The 18,388-nt window shown below is 41.6% G+C and carries 19 protein-coding genes and 1 pseudogene; 11 read left to right on the top strand and 9 right to left on the bottom strand.

Annotation, left to right across the window (positions count from 1 at the left end; translation table 11 throughout):
• Nucleotides 1–344, top strand: a 344-nt coding sequence (locus tag CHH91_RS04250) for an ATP-dependent DNA ligase (RefSeq protein ID WP_483372387.1), incomplete at its 5' end; no start/stop codon positions are given.
• Between the two features lie 283 nt (nucleotides 345–627).
• A complete protein-coding gene (locus CHH91_RS04245; protein WP_095222242.1) occupies nucleotides 628–1,119 on the top strand; it encodes a hypothetical protein in 492 nt (163 codons plus the stop codon).
• A gap of 400 nt (nucleotides 1,120–1,519) precedes the next feature.
• Here the strand turns inward: CHH91_RS04245 and CHH91_RS04240 are convergent, their stop codons facing one another.
• Both CHH91_RS04240 and CHH91_RS20455 read right to left on the bottom strand, forming a co-directional pair.
• Complete coding sequence (locus CHH91_RS04240; protein ID WP_095222241.1) at nucleotides 1,520–2,038, bottom strand: hypothetical protein; 519 nt, start codon at nucleotides 2,036–2,038, stop codon at nucleotides 1,520–1,522.
• 151 nt (nucleotides 2,039–2,189) lie between these two features.
• Nucleotides 2,190–2,342 (bottom strand): hypothetical protein, encoded by a 153-nt coding sequence (locus CHH91_RS20455; protein ID WP_176465663.1) that lies wholly within the window; start codon nucleotides 2,340–2,342, stop codon nucleotides 2,190–2,192.
• A gap of 947 nt (nucleotides 2,343–3,289) precedes the next feature.
• Between CHH91_RS20455 and CHH91_RS04225 the strand changes: the two genes are divergently transcribed.
• Together CHH91_RS04225 and CHH91_RS04220 are read left to right on the top strand one after the other, a co-directional pair.
• Nucleotides 3,290–4,204, top strand: coding sequence for a class I SAM-dependent methyltransferase (locus CHH91_RS04225; protein WP_095222238.1), 915 nt, complete (start codon nucleotides 3,290–3,292; stop codon nucleotides 4,202–4,204).
• Between the two features lie 376 nt (nucleotides 4,205–4,580).
• Nucleotides 4,581–5,426, top strand: coding sequence for an STAS domain-containing protein (locus CHH91_RS04220; protein ID WP_095222237.1), 846 nt, complete (start codon nucleotides 4,581–4,583; stop codon nucleotides 5,424–5,426).
• Between the two features lie 44 nt (nucleotides 5,427–5,470).
• Here CHH91_RS04220 and CHH91_RS04215 read toward each other — a convergent pair whose 3' ends face one another.
• Nucleotides 5,471–6,223 carry an SDR family oxidoreductase gene (locus CHH91_RS04215; protein WP_095222236.1) on the bottom strand — a complete coding sequence of 251 codons (753 nt, stop codon included), beginning with the start codon at nucleotides 6,221–6,223 and terminating at the stop codon, nucleotides 5,471–5,473.
• 132 nt (nucleotides 6,224–6,355) lie between these two features.
• On the opposite strand from CHH91_RS04215, the gene CHH91_RS04210 reads away from it, so the two are divergent.
• From CHH91_RS04210 to CHH91_RS20450, 4 genes and pseudogenes are all read left to right on the top strand, one after another.
• Nucleotides 6,356–7,834 (top strand): aldehyde dehydrogenase family protein, encoded by a 1,479-nt coding sequence (locus CHH91_RS04210; protein ID WP_095222235.1) that lies wholly within the window; start codon nucleotides 6,356–6,358, stop codon nucleotides 7,832–7,834.
• A gap of 234 nt (nucleotides 7,835–8,068) precedes the next feature.
• Nucleotides 8,069–8,683: pseudogene (locus CHH91_RS04205) on the top strand (thermonuclease family protein); the annotation flags it as partial.
• 109 nt (nucleotides 8,684–8,792) lie between these two features.
• Nucleotides 8,793–9,245: a DinB family protein gene (locus CHH91_RS04200; protein ID WP_095222233.1), complete on the top strand. Its 453-nt coding sequence runs from the start codon at nucleotides 8,793–8,795 to the stop codon at nucleotides 9,243–9,245.
• Nucleotides 9,246–9,409: 164 nt separating this feature from the next.
• The gene (locus CHH91_RS20450; protein ID WP_176465662.1) at nucleotides 9,410–9,577 is read left to right on the top strand and encodes a hypothetical protein; all 168 of its coding nucleotides are present in this window, start codon (nucleotides 9,410–9,412) and stop codon (nucleotides 9,575–9,577) included.
• Between the two features lie 9 nt (nucleotides 9,578–9,586).
• Here the strand turns inward: CHH91_RS20450 and CHH91_RS04195 are convergent, their stop codons facing one another.
• Complete coding sequence (locus tag CHH91_RS04195) at nucleotides 9,587–10,285, bottom strand: Type 1 glutamine amidotransferase-like domain-containing protein (RefSeq protein WP_095222232.1); 699 nt, start codon at nucleotides 10,283–10,285, stop codon at nucleotides 9,587–9,589.
• Nucleotides 10,286–10,474: 189 nt separating this feature from the next.
• Here CHH91_RS04195 and CHH91_RS04190 point away from each other — a divergent pair, with 189 nt between their 5' ends.
• Together CHH91_RS04190 and CHH91_RS04185 are read left to right on the top strand one after the other, a co-directional pair.
• Complete coding sequence (locus tag CHH91_RS04190) at nucleotides 10,475–11,182, top strand: MBL fold metallo-hydrolase (RefSeq protein WP_095222231.1); 708 nt, start codon at nucleotides 10,475–10,477, stop codon at nucleotides 11,180–11,182.
• Nucleotides 11,175–11,705, top strand: a complete 531-nt coding sequence (locus CHH91_RS04185) for a TetR/AcrR family transcriptional regulator (protein WP_095222230.1) — start codon at nucleotides 11,175–11,177, stop codon at nucleotides 11,703–11,705. The genes CHH91_RS04190 and CHH91_RS04185 overlap by 8 nt, the downstream gene beginning before the upstream one ends.
• 36 nt (nucleotides 11,706–11,741) lie before the next feature.
• Here CHH91_RS04185 and sdhB read toward each other — a convergent pair whose 3' ends face one another.
• From sdhB to CHH91_RS04170, 3 genes are read right to left on the bottom strand one after another with little or no spacing between them, the layout of a single operon-like run.
• Nucleotides 11,742–12,518, bottom strand: coding sequence for a succinate dehydrogenase iron-sulfur subunit (sdhB, locus tag CHH91_RS04180; protein WP_095222229.1), 777 nt, complete (start codon nucleotides 12,516–12,518; stop codon nucleotides 11,742–11,744).
• Nucleotides 12,518–14,287 (bottom strand): succinate dehydrogenase flavoprotein subunit, encoded by a 1,770-nt coding sequence (gene sdhA, locus CHH91_RS04175; protein WP_095222228.1) that lies wholly within the window; start codon nucleotides 14,285–14,287, stop codon nucleotides 12,518–12,520. The genes sdhB and sdhA overlap by 1 nt, the downstream gene beginning before the upstream one ends.
• Nucleotides 14,288–14,319: 32 nt before the next feature.
• Nucleotides 14,320–14,940 carry a succinate dehydrogenase cytochrome b558 subunit gene (locus tag CHH91_RS04170; protein WP_095222227.1) on the bottom strand — a complete coding sequence of 207 codons (621 nt, stop codon included), beginning with the start codon at nucleotides 14,938–14,940 and terminating at the stop codon, nucleotides 14,320–14,322.
• A gap of 319 nt (nucleotides 14,941–15,259) precedes the next feature.
• Between CHH91_RS04170 and CHH91_RS04165 the strand changes: the two genes are divergently transcribed.
• Nucleotides 15,260–15,703, top strand: a complete 444-nt coding sequence (locus CHH91_RS04165; protein WP_095222226.1) for a YslB family protein — start codon at nucleotides 15,260–15,262, stop codon at nucleotides 15,701–15,703.
• An 86-nt stretch (nucleotides 15,704–15,789) separates the two neighbouring features.
• Here CHH91_RS04165 and CHH91_RS04160 read toward each other — a convergent pair whose 3' ends face one another.
• Nucleotides 15,790–16,212, bottom strand: a complete 423-nt coding sequence (locus tag CHH91_RS04160; protein ID WP_095222225.1) for a YxiJ family protein — start codon at nucleotides 16,210–16,212, stop codon at nucleotides 15,790–15,792.
• A gap of 340 nt (nucleotides 16,213–16,552) precedes the next feature.
• Nucleotides 16,553–18,367, bottom strand: coding sequence for an excinuclease ABC subunit UvrC (gene uvrC / locus CHH91_RS04150; protein WP_095222224.1), 1,815 nt, complete (start codon nucleotides 18,365–18,367; stop codon nucleotides 16,553–16,555).
• Nucleotides 18,368–18,388 lie beyond the last annotated feature (21 nt).

Genomic DNA, 18,388 nt, shown 5'->3' with positions numbered 1-18,388 from the left:
GGGTGAACGGAATTCGCGAATTGTTAACGATTATTGGCGGAGGAGTTACGATATTAAGTATTTGTCCGCTGATGATCTCTTTGTATTTGTTCGACACTTCGAGGGGCAAGATGAAGCTTTCTTTAACTTCATTAAAAGAGCAGTCAATAGAAGGGGTTGTACTAAAGAAAGCTGACTCCATCTATAAACCAGGTACACGCTCACCTAATTGGCTAAAGGTGATTAACTATCAGTACGAAGATGTATGTATCAGCGGTCTTAGAAAGAAAGAATTCGGCTTATTATTATCATTTAAAGATGGTTCACCAGCTGGCATCCTTGAATTTTACGAAGGCAGAACATAAAAAGAAATTTTATGCCGAATACAATGAGCATGTTTCAAAAGAAACAGATGATTTCATTTATCTAAATCCAGGTCTAAGTGTAACAGTTAAATACCGAAACCTTACGAGCAAAGGTCCTTTACGCATTCCCTCCTTTGACTCTTGGCCTAATTAATCTCCTTATTGGGGATTTTTTTTATAAATAGCTTTGATAGCCCTTCTTTTAATATGTAAGGACTATTACCTTATCGCGAGAAAGTTTTCCAACATAATAATATGTATGACTGTATAAGGAGACTTTAGCATGAGTAAAAGAAATAATTCTTATTCTCAAAATTGGATAGAAAAACGAAATAAAAACAACAGACGAAAATGTAAAGAAACTGCCCCAAGTGACGGTTTTAATATTACTGAGATACAAGAAATTGACATTAATCAGTCGGGAGCAACAACTATATATAATTTTCAACCGGTCACCATTACTAAAAATTCAAAGATAAAGATTGAAGGTAATGTCTATTTTTTTCTTCCTCATACACCTGCTGCTGAAGCAAATGGTATCGTCCAATTGTCTCTTATTGAAGCAAGTGAACCATTTATTATCTACCAAGTGGAACAAGGCTTCCGAGCAAAGAATATAGATGAGACCTATGAACAATATGAGACATTGGACTTACTATGGATGTCTGATGTTGAACCGGGCACTTACAACTTTTCAATTAGAGCTGGCGCGGAGGACCCACCATTTTTTATAGAAAGTGGAGCCCTAATATTAACTGTGTACACAGAAAGGTGATCATTTTCCAATGAGTTTTATTATGAATGAGTAAATAACCACACTTATTCTCTCCTTTATCCGATTATAGGAGTAAAAGGAGGAGATATTGTGAGGCACAATTTATATTCTGAGTATGTATTGGCGAGGCAGCAGATTGTTGATGGGTTAACTCTTTTCGTGGCGCTTGAACTTGATTAAGATGAGGATATAAATTATGAATTGACGCCTAACAATCCACTGCTACACAAATATACTCAAGGTGAAATTGATGTATTTAAGGAGATATTCTAGAAGGATACAACTGCAATGTTTGGTGAATGATTAAAACCCTCCGATTAAGGAGGGTTTGTTTTTTTACATCTTCTTAACTAACGAAGGAAATCCTTTAGTTAATTTAATTGGTTCATGAGTAATAGATCTATAATACAGACGCCAATCGATTTATCCTATTGAGGTCATACTTGTAAGCAGTTAGATTCAGATCTTTCACAAGAGTTTCATAGAATAATTTACCATGTATTAGCAACTCTTTTACCACTAACTTTTTATCTACTGTTACAGTCTGATGATCGAATTGGATTTGAATGTTAGTACCTTTGTCTTTCATCGCTATTTCTACCGGTTGCCCTGGAAAAAGGCAATTACCTTCACCGGATTCCAAGCATTCTTCTAAAGTATTAAATATAAATGCCCAAAGCATGGGAAGGTCATCCCAATACTCGACACCCAGATACTCTTTATTCTGATATATAAATGAAAGTCCCCCATCAAGACTTAAGAGGTTATCGTTCAGTAGCTCGCCTATGTTTGTTTTTACAAACTCAACACATCTATCTTTATAGTTTTCAAAGAAACAAACATAGTCTTCAGGTTTTAAAGAGGCATTTTCTAAACTCTCAATTGGTTTAGTTACTATAAATTGTTTGATTTGCAGCATAATTTTACTCCTAATATATTGGATAAAGTTGTTTCATATGCCCACTCCATACTAACTTAGCAATTAGTACTCTAGCACTTGCATGAAATACAGGTTCTTCTTGATTCGGATCTTTTACTAGAGGAACACTATCCCAATCTATCTCGTTATCCTATGTATCATCAATGTCATCTATCGAAACATCCTCTAGATTCTCAAAGAGTTCCGGAGCTTCTTCTTCAGATAATTCATTATTATATTCTAACTTACCTGCCCAATCTTTATCTCTTACAATAACGTTTTCATCTGGCTCTTGTTCAGGCATGATAATAATTACTTCTCCAAATGAATCCTTACTAACTTGGCTCTCTTCAGCTCTAGCAAAACTCGGTGCTACTAGAGAAAACCCTAGAACAAAAACAAGAACCCACGGTTTGGCGTTTTTTTATGCACTAGACCAACATGCTGTAGTTTTTTTGGAATTTATATGAAATCACTCTATCTTACGTTAAAATAAAGAGGATAATGGAGGTTTACAAGAAAATGAATATGAATACGAATAAGATAATTTTATACTTCTGGCTAGTAGTAATTGCAATTATTGCCTTTTTCACAGGTGAAATTGCCACCTTTATGATGTTGTATTTAATTTTAATGGCTTTACATGCAATACATTCAACACTTATAGATTTTTATAACGACTGGAAAAGTAGTAGATATTAAAAGAACAAAAGTACTATTGATCCCCACAAAATGCGAAATAACAGCTATCTTTGTATGCTGTTATTATTTTTATTTTTGATGAGTAGGATTATTATGTAGTTATGAACGTTGAATTTAATTTTGCTTAATGATCTCTGTTGAAATGAATTGGGCTGAGATGGGTGACGCGGGTATTGCGGGCGGGTCTTTTCCGTAGGGTTCTCAGCTTCAAGACCGCCTATATCTACTCTCCCAGGTCTCTTATTGTCCATGTACTTCACTTTTACCATATATTCATTTTTACTCCCCCGTGGAAAACTTCCTGTATATATAATGGGTACGGGGTAAGAATTCCTTCTTTTTTGAGCCACTTAAAGAAAAGTCTCTTTATCCATGTAACGCTTGCTAGGTGTCGATATTTGTACGAAAAAAGCTGTGATTAATAATTTTAACTTGACAAAATAATTTATTTATGCTATAATTTACTTTTATATTTTTAATGTATATAATAGGATTCTCCTGGCCAGGGGAATCCTATTTTTTTTGTTCTAAATAAAGGAGTGTGTTTGTATGAAGAAAGATGAGTCAAGTGTAACTTCGTTAATATCAGCTTTCGGCAGATCCTACCATAGTCAATTTGATACCCCTAAAATCTTTAATGATTATATAGCTAAAGACTTAATTTCTGATAAAGAATTCAATGACATCAAAGAGAATATGGTTCAAGGTATACATTTCTTCGACGAAGATATCGCACAAAAATTCGAGGGAAATACAGAAGAAATATTAAAATGGATTACACAAGTCCAACTTTCTCCTATAACCTTATCACGTGCTGCGTATTGCGAAAAAGTATTACTTAATGAGGTAGCGTTAGGATTAAGACAATATGTCATACTTGGCGCTGGATTAGATACTTTCAGTTTCCGACATCCAGAATTGGAAAACAGCTTAGAAATATTCGAAATTGATCATCCCACTACACAGGAATTTAAAAAGCAAAGATTGGACGAGGCTAATTTAAAAATCCCAAGTAATCTTCATTTTGTTTCTATGGACTTCACCAAAAAGTTGTCCTATCAAAACCTAATAGGTAAAGGATTTGAAAACAAAAAGACGTTCTTTAGTCTTTTAGGTGTTTCCTACTATTTAACTAAAGAGGAAGTTAAAAGCTTAATAGATTATATATTCACCAAGGTTCCACCAGGAAGTTCGATCGTTCTTGATTATGCAGACGAAAAACTATTCGAAGAAAAAGGAACCTCTAATAGAGTTGAAAATATGGTGAAAATGGCATCAATAGGCGGGGAACCAATGAAATCATGTTTTTCTTACTTTGAAATCGAAAAAGTGTTAGAGAAATCAGGCTTACTCATTTATGAACATTTATCACCTGATAAAATTAATGAATTGTATTTTAACAATCGAGAAGATTACCTATCAGCCTTTGAGACCATTCATTACATTCATGCTGTAAAAAAATAAAACACATCAAAACATGCACTTTGAATCTATATTTGGATTAGCCTACCTTTCTATGGTACGTCGTGGGCATTTACTACTTTTATATACCAGCGAAAAGTGTTATAGATATCCAAGCTTCAAACTATAAGGGATAAAAAATATGAGCGTATTCGATTTATACCGGGATACGTTTATTTTTTATTATTTTTTCCGTTTAACCACTCCCTCTCTGTGGTACCTAATAAGACGAATCGCAGATGTACATAATAATTTCAAATGAAGATAGTCAGCCGTAATTTCTAATAAAAGGAGTATTATTTATACCACTTATAACTTCCATTCCACTTGCACTTAGATTATTCTTAAGGTAGTACACAACATAAAAGGGGACATCAGTATGAAAGACGAATTGAGATATATAGGGGAGAAGATACAGATGAACCAGGATATTATTGCCGAGTCTGTACTTCTAAACCTCGATTCGACATTAAATAAAGAGCTTCGTATCTTATCTCTTCCGAAAGAGCAATTATCCAAATTCAATGCGAAACTTGTATCTAATATCGGTGCCATCCTTTTTGCTGAGGATAATAAGGAAGAAGTGGAAAAGAGCTTTTTAGCTTGGGGTTCGTGGGCTGGACAAGCAGCTACGGAGATGAATGTTTCCTTGACTGCTACGTTGCAATACGTTTCCAGCTTCCGCAGTGTTATTTGGGATATATTCACGGTTGAACTGGAGGAGCGGCATTTTGCTGCGATTACCATGCTGGATGTATCGAAAATCATCGATCCAATGCTGGAGGTAGTCAGCTTCGAAATTGGAAGACAGTTTGAGAAACATAATAAGAAGATGGTTAGCATTGCCTATAGTGCGCTGGAAGAATTGTCAGTGCCGGTAGTTCCGATTTATGAAGGATTAGCTGTTATACCCATTGTCGGCGAGATCGACACACATCGGGCCAAATTGATCATGGAGACTGCATTGACACAAGGCAATGCTTTAGAATTGGATCACCTAGTCTTGGATGTTTCTGGCGTGTTGATGATCGATACGATGGTGGCCAATCAAATTGTTCAAATTGTTCAATCCCTTCGTGTAAGCGGGATTAAAACCATCATTACGGGAATCCGTCCAGAAATCGCACAGACGATGGTCTCACTTGGTTTAGATTTCAAGTCGATAACTACAGTATCGAATCTAAAAAATGCCTTGTATCATCTTGGATACGGTAAATTGAAATAAATCATCAAAAAAGAGCTGGTCCTTGTGATCAGCTCTTCTTCTCTTTACTTCACCCTGCTATATATATTCTTTACTGCTTCATCAATTTCATCACGTGACATTCGCAAGGCCTTGGCTGAAGTACCGTACCCTATTTCTTCCTTACCTTCGGCCAGCCCTTTGAATATCCCTTCAGCAAACGCATCGACTGGTTCTCCGAAGGTATGGATGCCTACTCCTCCCAAATCTGTGTTGACTGCCGGCGGAGCAACTTCAATCACTTCCACTTCCGTTTCAGCAAGCTGCAAGCGCAGACTCATCGTGAAGGAATGCAATGCGGCTTTTGTTGCCGAATAGATTGGTGCTATGGCCATTGGCGTGAACGCAAGACCTGAGGTCACATTTATAATGGCTGCTTTCTTCCCGCTGGAAGCAATGAAAGGTGCAAACAGCATGGATAGATGGAATGGTGCTTCAACATTGGCTGATATTTCTTTATTGAAATATGCCCAGTCATTCACTGCATCAGTTTCTAAAACATTGAAGCGCTGCTGGATTCCTGCATTATTGACTAGTATATTTACATCTGGATGCTCTTGTTTTACCCATTCAAATAGCGCAGTTCGCTCGGATTCAACCGTAACATCACATACACGTGTAATCAGTTCCGGATGCTTGTCCCTTGCCTCCTGCAGCTTACTTTCCCTTCTGCCGCATACAATCACTTCATTGCCCGCCTGCAAAAAACGTTCCGCAAAAGCAAAGCCAATACCGGATGCTCCGCCCGTAATCAATATTTTATTACCCTTTAAATCCATATAAAAGACCTCCTATTCCTAACATAACTACTATAGCATTCCCCCTCTTTATAACGCATAATCGCCGCCTATAATTATTGCCTTCTCTTTTGGGTATAGTAATACCAAATCAATAGAAACGGAGTGCTTGACATGTCTGTGGAACCAGTTGTGATTGATAGCATCATTAATGGAAAAAAGCATAAAGCCGAAAAACAAGCTCCCAGAGAAAATCCGGCTAACCCTAAAGAAGTGGTCGGATACGCCCCGCTCAATACGAAAGACGAAACAATCCAGGCAATTGATGCCGCTGATCAAGCGTTCACCGAGTGGCGGCAATCTTCATTCGAGGATCGAATCACGCGCATGCGCCGAGCTATCCAAAAGATAAAAGATAACGCATCAGACATTGCAGCTCTCCTATCCAGGGAACATGGGAAAGCATTATATGATGCGAAGGGCGAAATCGCTGTGTCCCTGATGTGGATGGAGTTTGCCTGTGATAATGTCATGGAAGTACTTCAAGATGAAGTGAACGAGCATGATGGCGGTAAAACAATCATAGCTCGTGATGCAATCGGAGTGATCAGTGCTATTTCTCCTTGGAACTATCCAATTTCGCTCTCAACTATCAAGATTGCGCCTGCCTTGCTTGCAGGCAATACGATGGTCCTGAAGCCAAGCCCCCTGGCGCCGCTGGCTGTCAGCAGAGTTGCTGAGATAATTGCAGGCGAGTTTCCAGCAGGCGTTTTGAATCTTGTGCATGGCGAAGCTGAAGTTGGCGTCGAACTGACTTCCAACCCGAAAGTAGCTAAGATTGCGTTCACTGGCGGAACAGAAACAGCAAAGCACATTATGAAAGCAGCGGCCGATACAATCAAGCATATGACATTGGAGCTAGGCGGCAATGACGCTGCCGTTGTACTGGAAGACTTTGATGTGAATGATGAAAAAGCAATGCGCCGGATTGTCGTTTCAAACTTCCTGACGGCAGGCCAAATTTGTATGATCGCCAAACGTGTTTACGTACATGAGTCCATTTACGAAGCGTTTATCGAAAAATATCGGGAAGCTGCTGATAAGTGGATTCGCGTTGGTGATCCCTTCGCCGAAGACGTCACGATTGGTCCGGTAAATAATAAAAAGCAGATGGAATTTGTCCAGGGGCTGATTGATGACAGCAAACAAAAAGGGGCTGAAGTCATCAAACTCGGCAAAATAATGGATGAAGACCTATTCAAACAAGGATACTTTATGCAGCCTACGCTTGTGCTTGGTGCTGATTATGATGATCCGATTGTCGAACAAGAACAGTTTGGTCCGACGGTCCCCATCTTACCTTTCAAAGATGATGAGCATGCGATTCATCTTGCCAACAAAAGCATCTATGGCCTGACTAGTTCGGTTTGGGGCAAGCAAGAGCATGCGGTTAAAGTAGCCAAGCGGATTCAGGCTGGAACGACGATGATCAATACTGCTGCCATCCAAGGCTTGGACGTCCGCTTTCCATTTGGCGGCGTAAAACAATCCGGCATTGGCCGTGAGTATGGCAAAGAAGGCTTGCTTGCATACGCCGAAACACATGTCATCAATATGCCGGATGAATTGGATCTTCCTTATATACCAGAATAAAAAAGCAGGGCATCTATCCGATGCCCTGCTTTTTGCCCTTGTGAAACGATATCTTCCCTCTTATTATACATATAATGCAGCTAGAAGGAGTTATCGTACTTCATGAGAAAAAAAATAAACCATATTGTTTGGCTGACCTTTGTACTGCTGTTAATAGGTGGCTGCGGTGTAATCCAAACATAACAGACCGATACGAAAGCCAAACCCACGATCACGTCAGGTACAACTGACAAAGTAGAAGTTTCATTAATCCGAATAGTGGATGGCGACACAATCAAAGTGAACTACAACGGGCAAGAAGAAACTGTCCGCTACTTGCTTATAGATACTCCAGAGACGAAAGCGCCGAACAAATGTGTTCAGCCCTATGGAAAGGATGCCAGCAAACGTAATGAAGAACTAGTGGCGGATGCGGACAAACTGGAGCTGGAATTCGATGTTGGTTCACGAACGGACAAGTATGGACGTTTACTTGCCTATGTATATGCTGATGGAGTGAGCGTGCAGCAGACATTACTGGAAGAAGGATTGGCACGTGTAGCTTATGTGTACCCGCCAAATACAAGATACCTTGATAATTTCGAGAAAGCACAAGCAACTGCTAAAAAAGATGATGAAGCAGTTTGGCAGCAAAATGGATACGTGACAGATCGCGGATTCGACGGCTGTGCCACTAGTCAGGACACTTCCGAAACACCAGTAGACAGCTCATCAAATGAATCTTCTCAATCAACACAGTTTGCCAATTGTACGGAACTTAGAAAAACATATCCAGACGGTGTACCAAGCACTCACCCTGCCTACCAACGTAAGTTTGACCGGGATAAGGATGACTATGCTTGTGAATAATAAATGGACGTTTAAACAGCACTTAAAATGTCACGCAGACTCTAACAAATGACAGCACATAACTTTTTTGTTTATAGTATAAGAAACCACCATAAAAGGAGCATACATCATGAGTAAAACAAAACACTGGAAAGAAAATTGGCTGCAGCATCGCAATGTATTAATCCAACTGATTGACCGAATCGAAGATGGCCATCTGGATTTTAAACCATGGGAAGATGCAATGACGCTTCGTGATCTGGTTCTCCATGTAGCTGGCTCGAGCAATATGTTCGTAAATATGGTGAAAACGGAAGTTATGTCACCTCCGGATCTCCCTGAAGTACATATGATGGAAGATCTTAAGCAAGCTGTTAAGCAATTTACAGATGATACAGCGCAAGCCTTTGATACTATCACTGATGAAGAACTGGCACTGGAAAACGAAGCGAAGATACCGGGTATGCAAGGTAAGAAAGAACTTTATCTTCAAGCTATGTATGATCATGAACTGCATCACAAAGGCCAGTTGTTCGTTTATGCTCGTTTAGTCGGGGCAACAGATCTTCCCTTCTTCCGCTGAACCAAAATAACCTTATAGCATTTTAGCTGTAAGGTTATTTTAATTTACCTAGTATAATTTTCCTTATTTTTATCAATTTTTTACAGAAAACTGCTATACAACAGATCCTCTTCGATATATAATCTTCTAAACACATCTTAGAAAACTATAAATGAGGGATGATATTGGCGTATGTGATCATGCGTGAAGAGAAGGATGACGTTCGCTGTCTGAAAGAGACAGGCAGTACGATGTGCAAACTATTCGATACGATGGAAGAAGCCGAATTGATGAAAAAGCAGCTTGTCTCAGAGACTACTTCAAACATACACTGGTTTATTGTAGAAATGTAACTGCTGAATCTAATTCAGGTAAGTAGCCGGAATTGCTTCTTCAGAACTTCCGTCTTCTTGCCTGTTTATTTTATACACAGCAGCACCTTTCCGGGAACTAACAGCTCGGCTCAGCTGCTCATTCACGAAATGCATGGCAGCAAAATCACCCACGCCATAACCTTCTTTCATACTTCCTTTTCCGACCGCTTCTAGGTAACTTGGTCTGCGTTTCGCTTCTCCATCAAAATGAGGACAAACACTGCCTGATAGAAAACCAAGTCCATTTAATGTATAGAGCGGCCCGTTCAAAGGGTCGGTGAGCCCTTCTTCAAACCAGCAATTGGCCCCTGCACTTAGTCCTGCCAAGATGACTCCATTCTGATAAGCTTCAGCTAATATATTATCCAGCTTCCATTCACGCCACAGTGCGAGCATATTCCGGGTGCTTCCCCCTCCGACATACAGGATATCCTGCTCCATCACAAAATCACGCAAACTTGGAAACGACGGCTCGAATAAAGATAGATGACTAGGCGTGCATGGCAGTTGTTGAAAAGCCTTATAAAAACGTTGGATATAATCCGCACTATCTCCACTGGCTGTAGGAATGAAACAAACACGCGGCTCGTCTTTAGCGCTCTGGGAAAGTATATATCGATCAAGCGCTAAATTATCCGGTTCCATTGAAAATCCTCCGCCCCCAAGAGCGATAATCTGTCTTTTCATTGTATTTTTCCTCCTTACCATGCAATATACCCTGGCTAACAGCAAGGCAAGGGAAACCTCAGCTATATACGTAGGGTACGTTTAGTTAACCTGTAGATGTATATTCAATATAATGGAAAATAAATCCTTGTGAAACTAATGGTATTAGTTTATAGTTTAACTAATACCATTAGTTTGGAGGAAGATTTTATGCGTATACAAAAACAAAGCAATCTATACCAACTCACTTTTATGCCAAGACTATTCCCGGTGAACTGTTATTTAATTGAAGAAGAAGACGGACTAACATTGGTCGATGCAGCTCTAGCTTCTTCAGCATCTTCTATTCTCTCGGCAGCCCGAACTATTGGTAAACCGATAACAAAGATTGTATTAACTCATGCCCATTCAGATCATATTGGCGGTTTAGACAGCTTGAAAGATGCTTTACCTGATGCAGAAGTCATGTTATCTCAGATGGAGTGGGATATACTTCAAAACGAAAAGAAAATGGAAGCTGGCCATGCCATCAAGGGCGGTTACCCAAAAAATATTAAGACTAAGCCAGATAGGTTCTTAAGCGAAGGTGACCGTGTCGGATCACTCGAAGTGATAGCAGCACCAGGGCACACACCAGGTATGCTGGCATTGTTCGACCATCGAGATGGTGCCCTTCTTGTCGGAGACGCGTTTCAGCTTCGAGGCGGAATAGCAGTATCCGGTGATCTAAGATGGCAGTTTCCATTTCCCAGCTGGGCTACCTGGCATAAACAAATCTCCGTTCAAACTGCTAAGAAGCTAGCCGACTTAGAACCTAAAATCTTAGCTGTTGGACATGGAGATTTGCTTCATGAACCGTTTGCGCATATGAAACAAGCTATTCTGCGTGCCGAAAAAGGAGAAAGAATACATGCCTAGAAAGCAGCTTACGAAAACAATGATTATCGACACCGCGCTATCCTTAGCAGAACAACAAGGATACGAAGCAGTCACAATGGCAAACATCGCCCGCTCCTTATCTATTAAGCCGCCTTCTTTGTATAATCACTTCAAAAACTTAGAAGAAATCAAGCATGAAATGGCTGAAATGGCTCAAATTCAACTGTATGACGCTTTAAAAGGAACAGAACAAACAGCACAGCCATTATTGTCACTAGCCAAGGCCTATGTCCATTTCGGTTCGTCTCATCCAGGTCTGTATGCCTCCTCCCTGCCAGGCGGAACCGGAGAAGTTGGTGAAAAGCTTGTACAGCTTATAGCTGATGGTTTAACAGCATTCTCATTAGAGGAAACAGAAGAGATCCATGCTATCAGAGGATTTCGCAGCATGCTGCACGGCTTCATTGATTTGAATAAACATGCTGGATTTAAACTTGATGTTGATTTGGAGAGATCACTTGAACATATGGTTGGAATATTTGAACGAGGTATAAAATCATAAACAAAGCCACCAGATAATGATCTGGTGGCTTTTATTTTAGTAGTTCGTGTCACTTCCAAAGAAGTTCTTGAAAGACTGGATATTCGTTGCACGGTTCATCTCGGCGATGGATGTTGTCAACGGAATACCTTTCGGGCAGACCTGAACACAGTTCTGAGAGTTACCGCAGCTGCCGATACCGCCTTCACCCATCAATGCTTCCAGACGTTCCCCTTTATTCATTGCACCAGTAGGATGGGCGTTGAACAAACGAACTTGGGAAATCGGTGCTGGGCCGATGAAATCTGATTTATCGTTTACGTTCGGGCATGCTTCCAAGCACACGCCGCAAGTCATGCATTTGGAAAGCTCATATGCCCATTGGCGTTTCTTCTCTGGCATACGCGGACCTGGTCCTAGATCGTACGTACCATCAATCGGTACCCAAGCTTTGACTTTTTTCAGGCTGTCGAACATTTGAGAGCGGTCCACAGCCAAATCACGGATGATTGGGAACGTAGACATTGGCTCTAGACGAATTGGCTGCTCCAGTTTATCGATTAGTGCCGCACAAGACTGTCTTGGCGTACCGTTGATAACCATGGAACATGCTCCGCAAACCTCTTCCAGACAGTTCATATCCCAATAGATAGGGGTCGTTTCCTTGCCTTCCGCATTCACCGGGTTTCTCCGGATCTCCATCAAAGCAGAGATGACGTTCATATTCTCCCGGTATGGTACGTGGAAGGTTTCTTCATAAGGGGCGCTACTCGGATCATTCTGACGTGTCACAATAATTGTTATCGTCTCTTGCTTCGTTTTCGTCGCTTCCATTATGCTTTTGCCTCCTTCGCTTTCGCTTGGCTGTAGTCACGTTTTCTCGGCACGATATAGGAAGTGTCTACTTCTTCATAATAGATGTCTGGTGAGTTGGAAGATTCATCATATCTAGCCATCGTAGTCTTCAAGAATTCTTCATCGTTACGTTCTGGGAACTCTGGTTTGTAATGGGCGCCCCGGCTTTCATTCCGCATATACGCTCCAATTGTCATAACACGAGCTAAATGCAGCATGTTTTTCAGCTGGCGGGTGAACATGACACCTTGGTTGCTCCAAAGGGATGTATCATGGATGTTGATATTGTTCCAGCGCTCTTGCAGCTCCTGCAATTTGTCATCCGTTTTCAGCAATTTGCTGTTTTCACGAACTACTGTCACATTATCTGTCATCCATTCGCCTAGCTCACGATGCAGCTTGTATGCATTTTCTTTCCCGTCCATCCTTATCATCTTATCGAAGTTTGCCTGCTCTTTTGCAAGTGCATCATCGAATAATTTGCTGGAGATATCATCAGCATGCTTATCCAGTCCGTCGATATATTTGATTGCATTCGGTCCGGCAACCATTCCGCCGTATATTGCGGACAGAAGGGAGTTCGCACCAAGACGGTTTGCACCATGCTGGGAGTAATCACATTCTCCAGCTGCAAAGATTCCCGGAATGTTTGTCATTTGATCATCGCTGATCCAAAGACCGCCCATAGAATAATGGACTGCCGGGAAGATCTTCATTGGAACCTTACGTGGATCATCACCAGCGAATTTTTCATAAATTTCAATGATACCGCCCAGTTTGACATCCAGCTCTTTTGGATCCTTATGGGAAAGATCAAGATAAACCATGTTCTCGCCGTTGATACCAAGCTTTTGGTTAACACATACATCGAAGATCTCACGCGTTGCAATATCACGTGGTACCAAGTTTCCGTACGCTGGGTATTTCTCTTCAAGGAAGTACCAAGGCTCACCATCTTTGTACGTCCAAACACGACCGCCTTCTCCGCGGGCGGATTCACTCATCAGACGGAGCTTATCGTCACCAGGTATGGCTGTAGGATGAATCTGAATGAACTCTCCATTCGCATAAATTGCGCCTTGCTCATACAAAGCTCCAGCAGCAGAACCCGTGTTGATGATGGAGTTCGTCGATTTTCCGAAGATGATACCAGGACCGCCTGTCGCCATGATGACTGCATCTGCCCTTAACGCGCGCAATTCATGGGATTGGATGTTCTGTGTCAGGATACCGCGTCCGACACCTTCCTCATCAATGATGGCATGAACGAATTCCCATCCTTCATATTTTGTTACCAGACCTGCTGTTTCAAAGCGTCTCACCTGTTCATCAAGTGCATAAAGCAGCTGTTGACCAGTCGTTGCACCAGCATAAGCTGTCCGGTGATATTGCGTACCCCCGAAACGACGGAAATCAAGCAGTCCCTCCGGTGTCCGGTTGAACATGACTCCCATCCGGTCGAGCATATGGATGATACTTGGTGCTGCATCGCACATTCCTTTTACAGGACCTTGGTTGGCAAGGAAATCACCACCGTAAACCGTATCATCGAAATGCTCCCAAGTGGAGTCACCCTCACCCTTCGTATTGACCGCTCCGTTGATGCCTCCCTGTGCACAAACGGAGTGGGAGCGTTTCACCGGAACAATGGATAATAAATCTACATGAACGCCGGCTTCTGCTGCTTTGATGGTTGCCATCAAGCCTGCAAGACCCCCGCCGACAACAACTATATTTCGTTTACTCATTTCTTTAAGTCCCCTCTCTTAAAGCCGCTATCTTATACGCCCATACCGAATGCCAGCAAAGAGCGTATCCCCAAATACGTTACGCCTAGGAACACAAGCAGGGTCGCATATGTTGCAATTCGCTGGGAACGCGGAGAAACAGTGATCCCCCATGTAACCAGGAAGCTCCATAAGCCGTTCGCGAAATGGAACGTTGTGGAAATGACGCCAATCAAGTAGAACCAGAAGAAGAATGGCTGTGTCAAAATCGCTTCCATGAAATCGAAATCAATTGTTTCTTGCGTGAAGATCGTGATAACGCGAGTCTGATACACATGCCATGCGATGAATATCAGTGTCACGATACCAGTGATCCGCTGCAGCAGAAACATCAGGTTCCGGAAGTATCCATATCTTCTCGTATTGTTCTTGCCTGTCAGTACGATGTACACACCGAGAATGGCATGATACAGGATCGGTATGTAGATGACGACCCATTCCAGCACGAATCGGAATGGAAGATTGTGCATGAAACCGGCAGCAGTATTGAAGCTGCCGCTTCCGTATGCAGCAAAGTGGTTAATGACCAAGTGCTGGATAAGGAAGATTCCGATTGGAAGCACTCCTAACAACGAATGAAGCCTGCGGTAGAAAAACTCTCGATTCTCGTTCATACGTACCCCCTCAGTAGCTCTCAGAATTAACAGAATGATTGCGTTTTCATATTCGATTAAAAATAAAACCGATTGAAAACTGAATCCGTTCTTAACAATATTATTGTATAACTATCAAATTTAGGCGTCAAGAAAACGCTTTAAAAAATTTACTAATCTCTTTTTTTATTTTATATAAATCAATCGATTAACGATGAATTTTGTCAGTTTCATAAACATTGTCAATTCAGCCAAAAGACATTGGCAGTTTACCCGGTTTTCATGGTAAAGTGAGTAAAGATACTTTGTAATTGCAACAAGGCGGGAAAGGAAGACATGCATGCAAAAGAAAATGCAAGAATTCGACAAGGATTATATGGAACAGCTCATCACTCATGGTGCCGGTCACGATATATTGCGTTTTGTCAGTTTACCAGACTTATTAGGTGAGGACGCTTCCTCCATCCTTTATGTGATGGGCAAAAAACTGGCACGAAAAGTAAACCCGACATCCATGGAACAAGTCGAGGACTTCTTCATCCAGATGGGCTGGGGGAACTTGAGCCTTATCAAACAGAAACGACAAGAAATGACATTCGAACTCTCTGGAGCACCAGTCTTACATAGATGGAAGGTCGGAGTCGGAAAAGAATACCGAATGGAAGCAGGCTTCCTCGCTGCAAGCATCGAGCAGATCAAGGAGCTTGCCTGTGAATGTGTAGACGAAAATGTACCTAAAAAAGAACATGTACAATTCAATGTGTATTTTGCTAAGGAAGATTGATGGATACAACATATAATGGAGGATGACGTGTGTTTCTTGCACGTCATTTTTTAATGCTTCTCACGCCTTATACAGGCTGTTTTGAACTATCTATTCAAGAACTTCCTTCCAGCTGTCCATTGATAATAAAAGAACAATACATAAAATCTAGCACGCTCGTATTCCATAAATTCACGATGAAACACAGGATATTCTTTTGATAAGATGTCGTTCTGGTTACCCCACTCCGGATGACGTAAAAAGAAGTTCAAGCTGCACCAATAGATTAGTCCCCTTTCAGGAAGATTACCTCTTCCCAAATGACATACAGCTCCTGCGATTTCCATCCAATGCGTGTTCCAGTCTGCTATATCCAACTCATCCATCCTTGTGTTATGTACTAGCATTCGCTGCAATTCCGTATTAGGAAACGGCTTCATTAAATGAACTGCTAAAAGTTCATCTACCGTTTTTGTCCATCTTTCCCGCACAACAGTCCGTACAAGCTGTCGATGATATGACGTGGTCATGGCAAAATATTTATCATCCTTCCTATATCTCCTCATTTCATTTGGTCTAATATTATTGTTACATTTAAATAATAAATTTGGTAACTAGTACTAATATTTCTGGAAATAAATTTAAACATACATGTCATACCAGGAGCGTAATTTCTAAAATCATTTCTTTTATGAGATGCTTCATTTCGTTTTGAAGCAAATAATCCTATTAAAGCTTTATCCGGAGCATTCTCTTGAAGGATTTTTTGGACTTGTGTTCAGCAGCAGTTTGGTAATTAATGTTAAATCAAGTATAGCATAGATCACAAAGTATCAAAGAATAATTGCTTACAAAAAAACCAGGCCTATCTTAGGCCTGGTTTTCATCTTCCTGTTCTTCTGCAACTTCCTCAGGATTATTCAAATGGTTCAGAATAACTTGAGCAGTCGGTGCCGGAATTCCTAGCTTAGCAATTTCTTCTACGCTTGCTTCTTGAATTGCTGTCACTGATTTAAAGTGACGCATGAGCAGTCTTCTGCGCTTCTCGCCGACTCCTGGAATATCGTCCAGCTTTGATTTGATCGCACTCTTCCCGCGCAGCTGGCGATGGAAGCTGATGGCGAATCGGTGCACTTCATCCTGGATACGCTGCACCAAATAGAAATCTTGGGCGTTCCGTTCGAAATCTACAACGACTGGCGGTGTTCCGTACAGCAATTCACTTGTCCTGTGCTTGTCATCCTTAGCAAGGCCGCAAACTGGTATATCAAGCCCAAGTTCGTCCTCCAGCACTTCGATTGCTGCGCTCATTTGTCCTTTTCCGCCGTCGATGACAATCAGGTCAGGCAAAGGCAAATTATCCTGCAGCACCCGCTTATATCGCCTGCGAATGACTTCTCGCATCGTATCGTAATCATCAGGACCTTTTACATCACGTATCTTGTACTTGCGATATTCCTTCTTATCCGGACGTCCATCAGTAAAGACGATCATTGCAGATACCGGATCGCTTCCTTGGATATTGGAGTTATCGAATGCTTCGATACGGTGCGGTGTCGCTATATTGAGCTTCTCTCCGAGAGATTCAACCGCCTTGATTGTCCGGTCCTCATCACGCTCGATAAGGGAGAATTTCTCCTTGATGGCGATTTTAGCATTCTTTCCTGCAAGCTCGACAAGCTCTTTCTTGCGGCCGCGATATGGAATGGCTACATCCGTTTCCAAAAGCTGCTGCAATCCCTCTACGTTTGTACCGATCGGGACGAGCACTTGCTTTGGCAGCAAATGGTTTTGGTGCAGATAGAAGCGCCCGACAAAAGTAAGGAATGTTTCCTCTGGTTCATCGAAAAACGGGAACATACTTACATCGCGTTCGATCAGCTTGCCTTGGCGGATGAAGAATACTTGCACACACATCCAGCCTTTGTCATAGGCGAAGCCGAAAACATCGCGGTCTGTCTGATCCGTCAATGTCATCTTCTGCTGCTCCATGACAGATTCGATATGCTGGATTTGGTCGCGCAGCTCTTTCGCACGCTCGAAATCGAGCTCTTCAGCTGCTTCCTGCATCTTCTGCTGTAAATCCTTCTTGATCTGATGGTGTCCCCCGTTTAGGAATGTCGTGATATTCTGTACGATATTACGGTTCGTCTCCTGCGAGACAGGATAAACACACGGACCAAGACATTGGTGCATGTGGTAATACAAGCAGACGCGGTCCGGCATCGTATTACATTTGCGCAGCGGGTATAGTCTGTCCAGCAGCTTCTTTGTCTCCCGTGCAGCGATTACGTTCGGATATGGTCCGAAGTACTTGCCTTTATCTTTTTTCACTTTTCGTGTCACCAGCAAACGCGGCTGTTCTTCTGCTGTGATTTTCAAATATGGATATGTTTTATCATCCTTCAGGAGGATGTTATATTTAGGGTCATATTTCTTGATTAGGTTCATTTCAAGAATGAGTGCTTCAATTTCGGAGGAGGTAACAATATATTCGAAATCTACAATTTCCGCGACGAGTCGCTGTGTCTTGCGGTCGTGAGCACCGGTGAAATAGGATCTGACCCGGTTGCGGAGGAGCTTGGACTTTCCGACATAAATGACCGTCCCATTTTTATCCTTCATCAAATAACAGCCAGGCTGCGGCGGCAGAACAGCGAGTTTATCCGTTATCGTCTTGTTCATTCGCTTTCCCCTTTTTCTAGT

The organism is Virgibacillus sp. 7505, from assembly GCF_002272135.1.
Taxonomy (GTDB): Bacteria; Bacillota; Bacilli; order Bacillales; family Amphibacillaceae; genus Terribacillus.
This window is presented reverse-complemented; position numbering and strand designations above follow the sequence as displayed.

What these genes read in the sequence shown, in the direction of transcription:
- CHH91_RS04245 (WP_095222242.1), top strand. Translation starts at nt 628, where the DNA reads ATGAGTAAAAGAAATAATTCTTATTCTCAAAATTGGATAGAAAAACGA.
- CHH91_RS04240 (WP_095222241.1), bottom strand. Translation starts at nt 2,038, where the DNA reads ATGCTGCAAATCAAACAATTTATAGTAACTAAACCAATTGAGAGTTTA.
- CHH91_RS20455 (WP_176465663.1), bottom strand. Translation starts at nt 2,342, where the DNA reads ATGCCTGAACAAGAGCCAGATGAAAACGTTATTGTAAGAGATAAAGAT.
- CHH91_RS04225 (WP_095222238.1), top strand. Translation starts at nt 3,290, where the DNA reads ATGAAGAAAGATGAGTCAAGTGTAACTTCGTTAATATCAGCTTTCGGC.
- CHH91_RS04220 (WP_095222237.1), top strand. Translation starts at nt 4,581, where the DNA reads ATGAAAGACGAATTGAGATATATAGGGGAGAAGATACAGATGAACCAG.
- CHH91_RS04215 (WP_095222236.1), bottom strand. Translation starts at nt 6,223, where the DNA reads ATGGATTTAAAGGGTAATAAAATATTGATTACGGGCGGAGCATCCGGT.
- CHH91_RS04210 (WP_095222235.1), top strand. Translation starts at nt 6,356, where the DNA reads ATGTCTGTGGAACCAGTTGTGATTGATAGCATCATTAATGGAAAAAAG.
- CHH91_RS04200 (WP_095222233.1), top strand. Translation starts at nt 8,793, where the DNA reads ATGAGTAAAACAAAACACTGGAAAGAAAATTGGCTGCAGCATCGCAAT.
- CHH91_RS04195 (WP_095222232.1), bottom strand. Translation starts at nt 10,285, where the DNA reads ATGAAAAGACAGATTATCGCTCTTGGGGGCGGAGGATTTTCAATGGAA.
- CHH91_RS04190 (WP_095222231.1), top strand. Translation starts at nt 10,475, where the DNA reads ATGCGTATACAAAAACAAAGCAATCTATACCAACTCACTTTTATGCCA.
- CHH91_RS04185 (WP_095222230.1), top strand. Translation starts at nt 11,175, where the DNA reads ATGCCTAGAAAGCAGCTTACGAAAACAATGATTATCGACACCGCGCTA.
- sdhB (WP_095222229.1), bottom strand. Translation starts at nt 12,518, where the DNA reads ATGGAAGCGACGAAAACGAAGCAAGAGACGATAACAATTATTGTGACA.
- sdhA (WP_095222228.1), bottom strand. Translation starts at nt 14,287, where the DNA reads ATGAGTAAACGAAATATAGTTGTTGTCGGCGGGGGTCTTGCAGGCTTG.
- CHH91_RS04170 (WP_095222227.1), bottom strand. Translation starts at nt 14,940, where the DNA reads ATGAACGAGAATCGAGAGTTTTTCTACCGCAGGCTTCATTCGTTGTTA.
- CHH91_RS04165 (WP_095222226.1), top strand. Translation starts at nt 15,260, where the DNA reads ATGCAAAAGAAAATGCAAGAATTCGACAAGGATTATATGGAACAGCTC.
- CHH91_RS04160 (WP_095222225.1), bottom strand. Translation starts at nt 16,212, where the DNA reads ATGACCACGTCATATCATCGACAGCTTGTACGGACTGTTGTGCGGGAA.
- uvrC (WP_095222224.1), bottom strand. Translation starts at nt 18,367, where the DNA reads ATGAACAAGACGATAACGGATAAACTCGCTGTTCTGCCGCCGCAGCCT.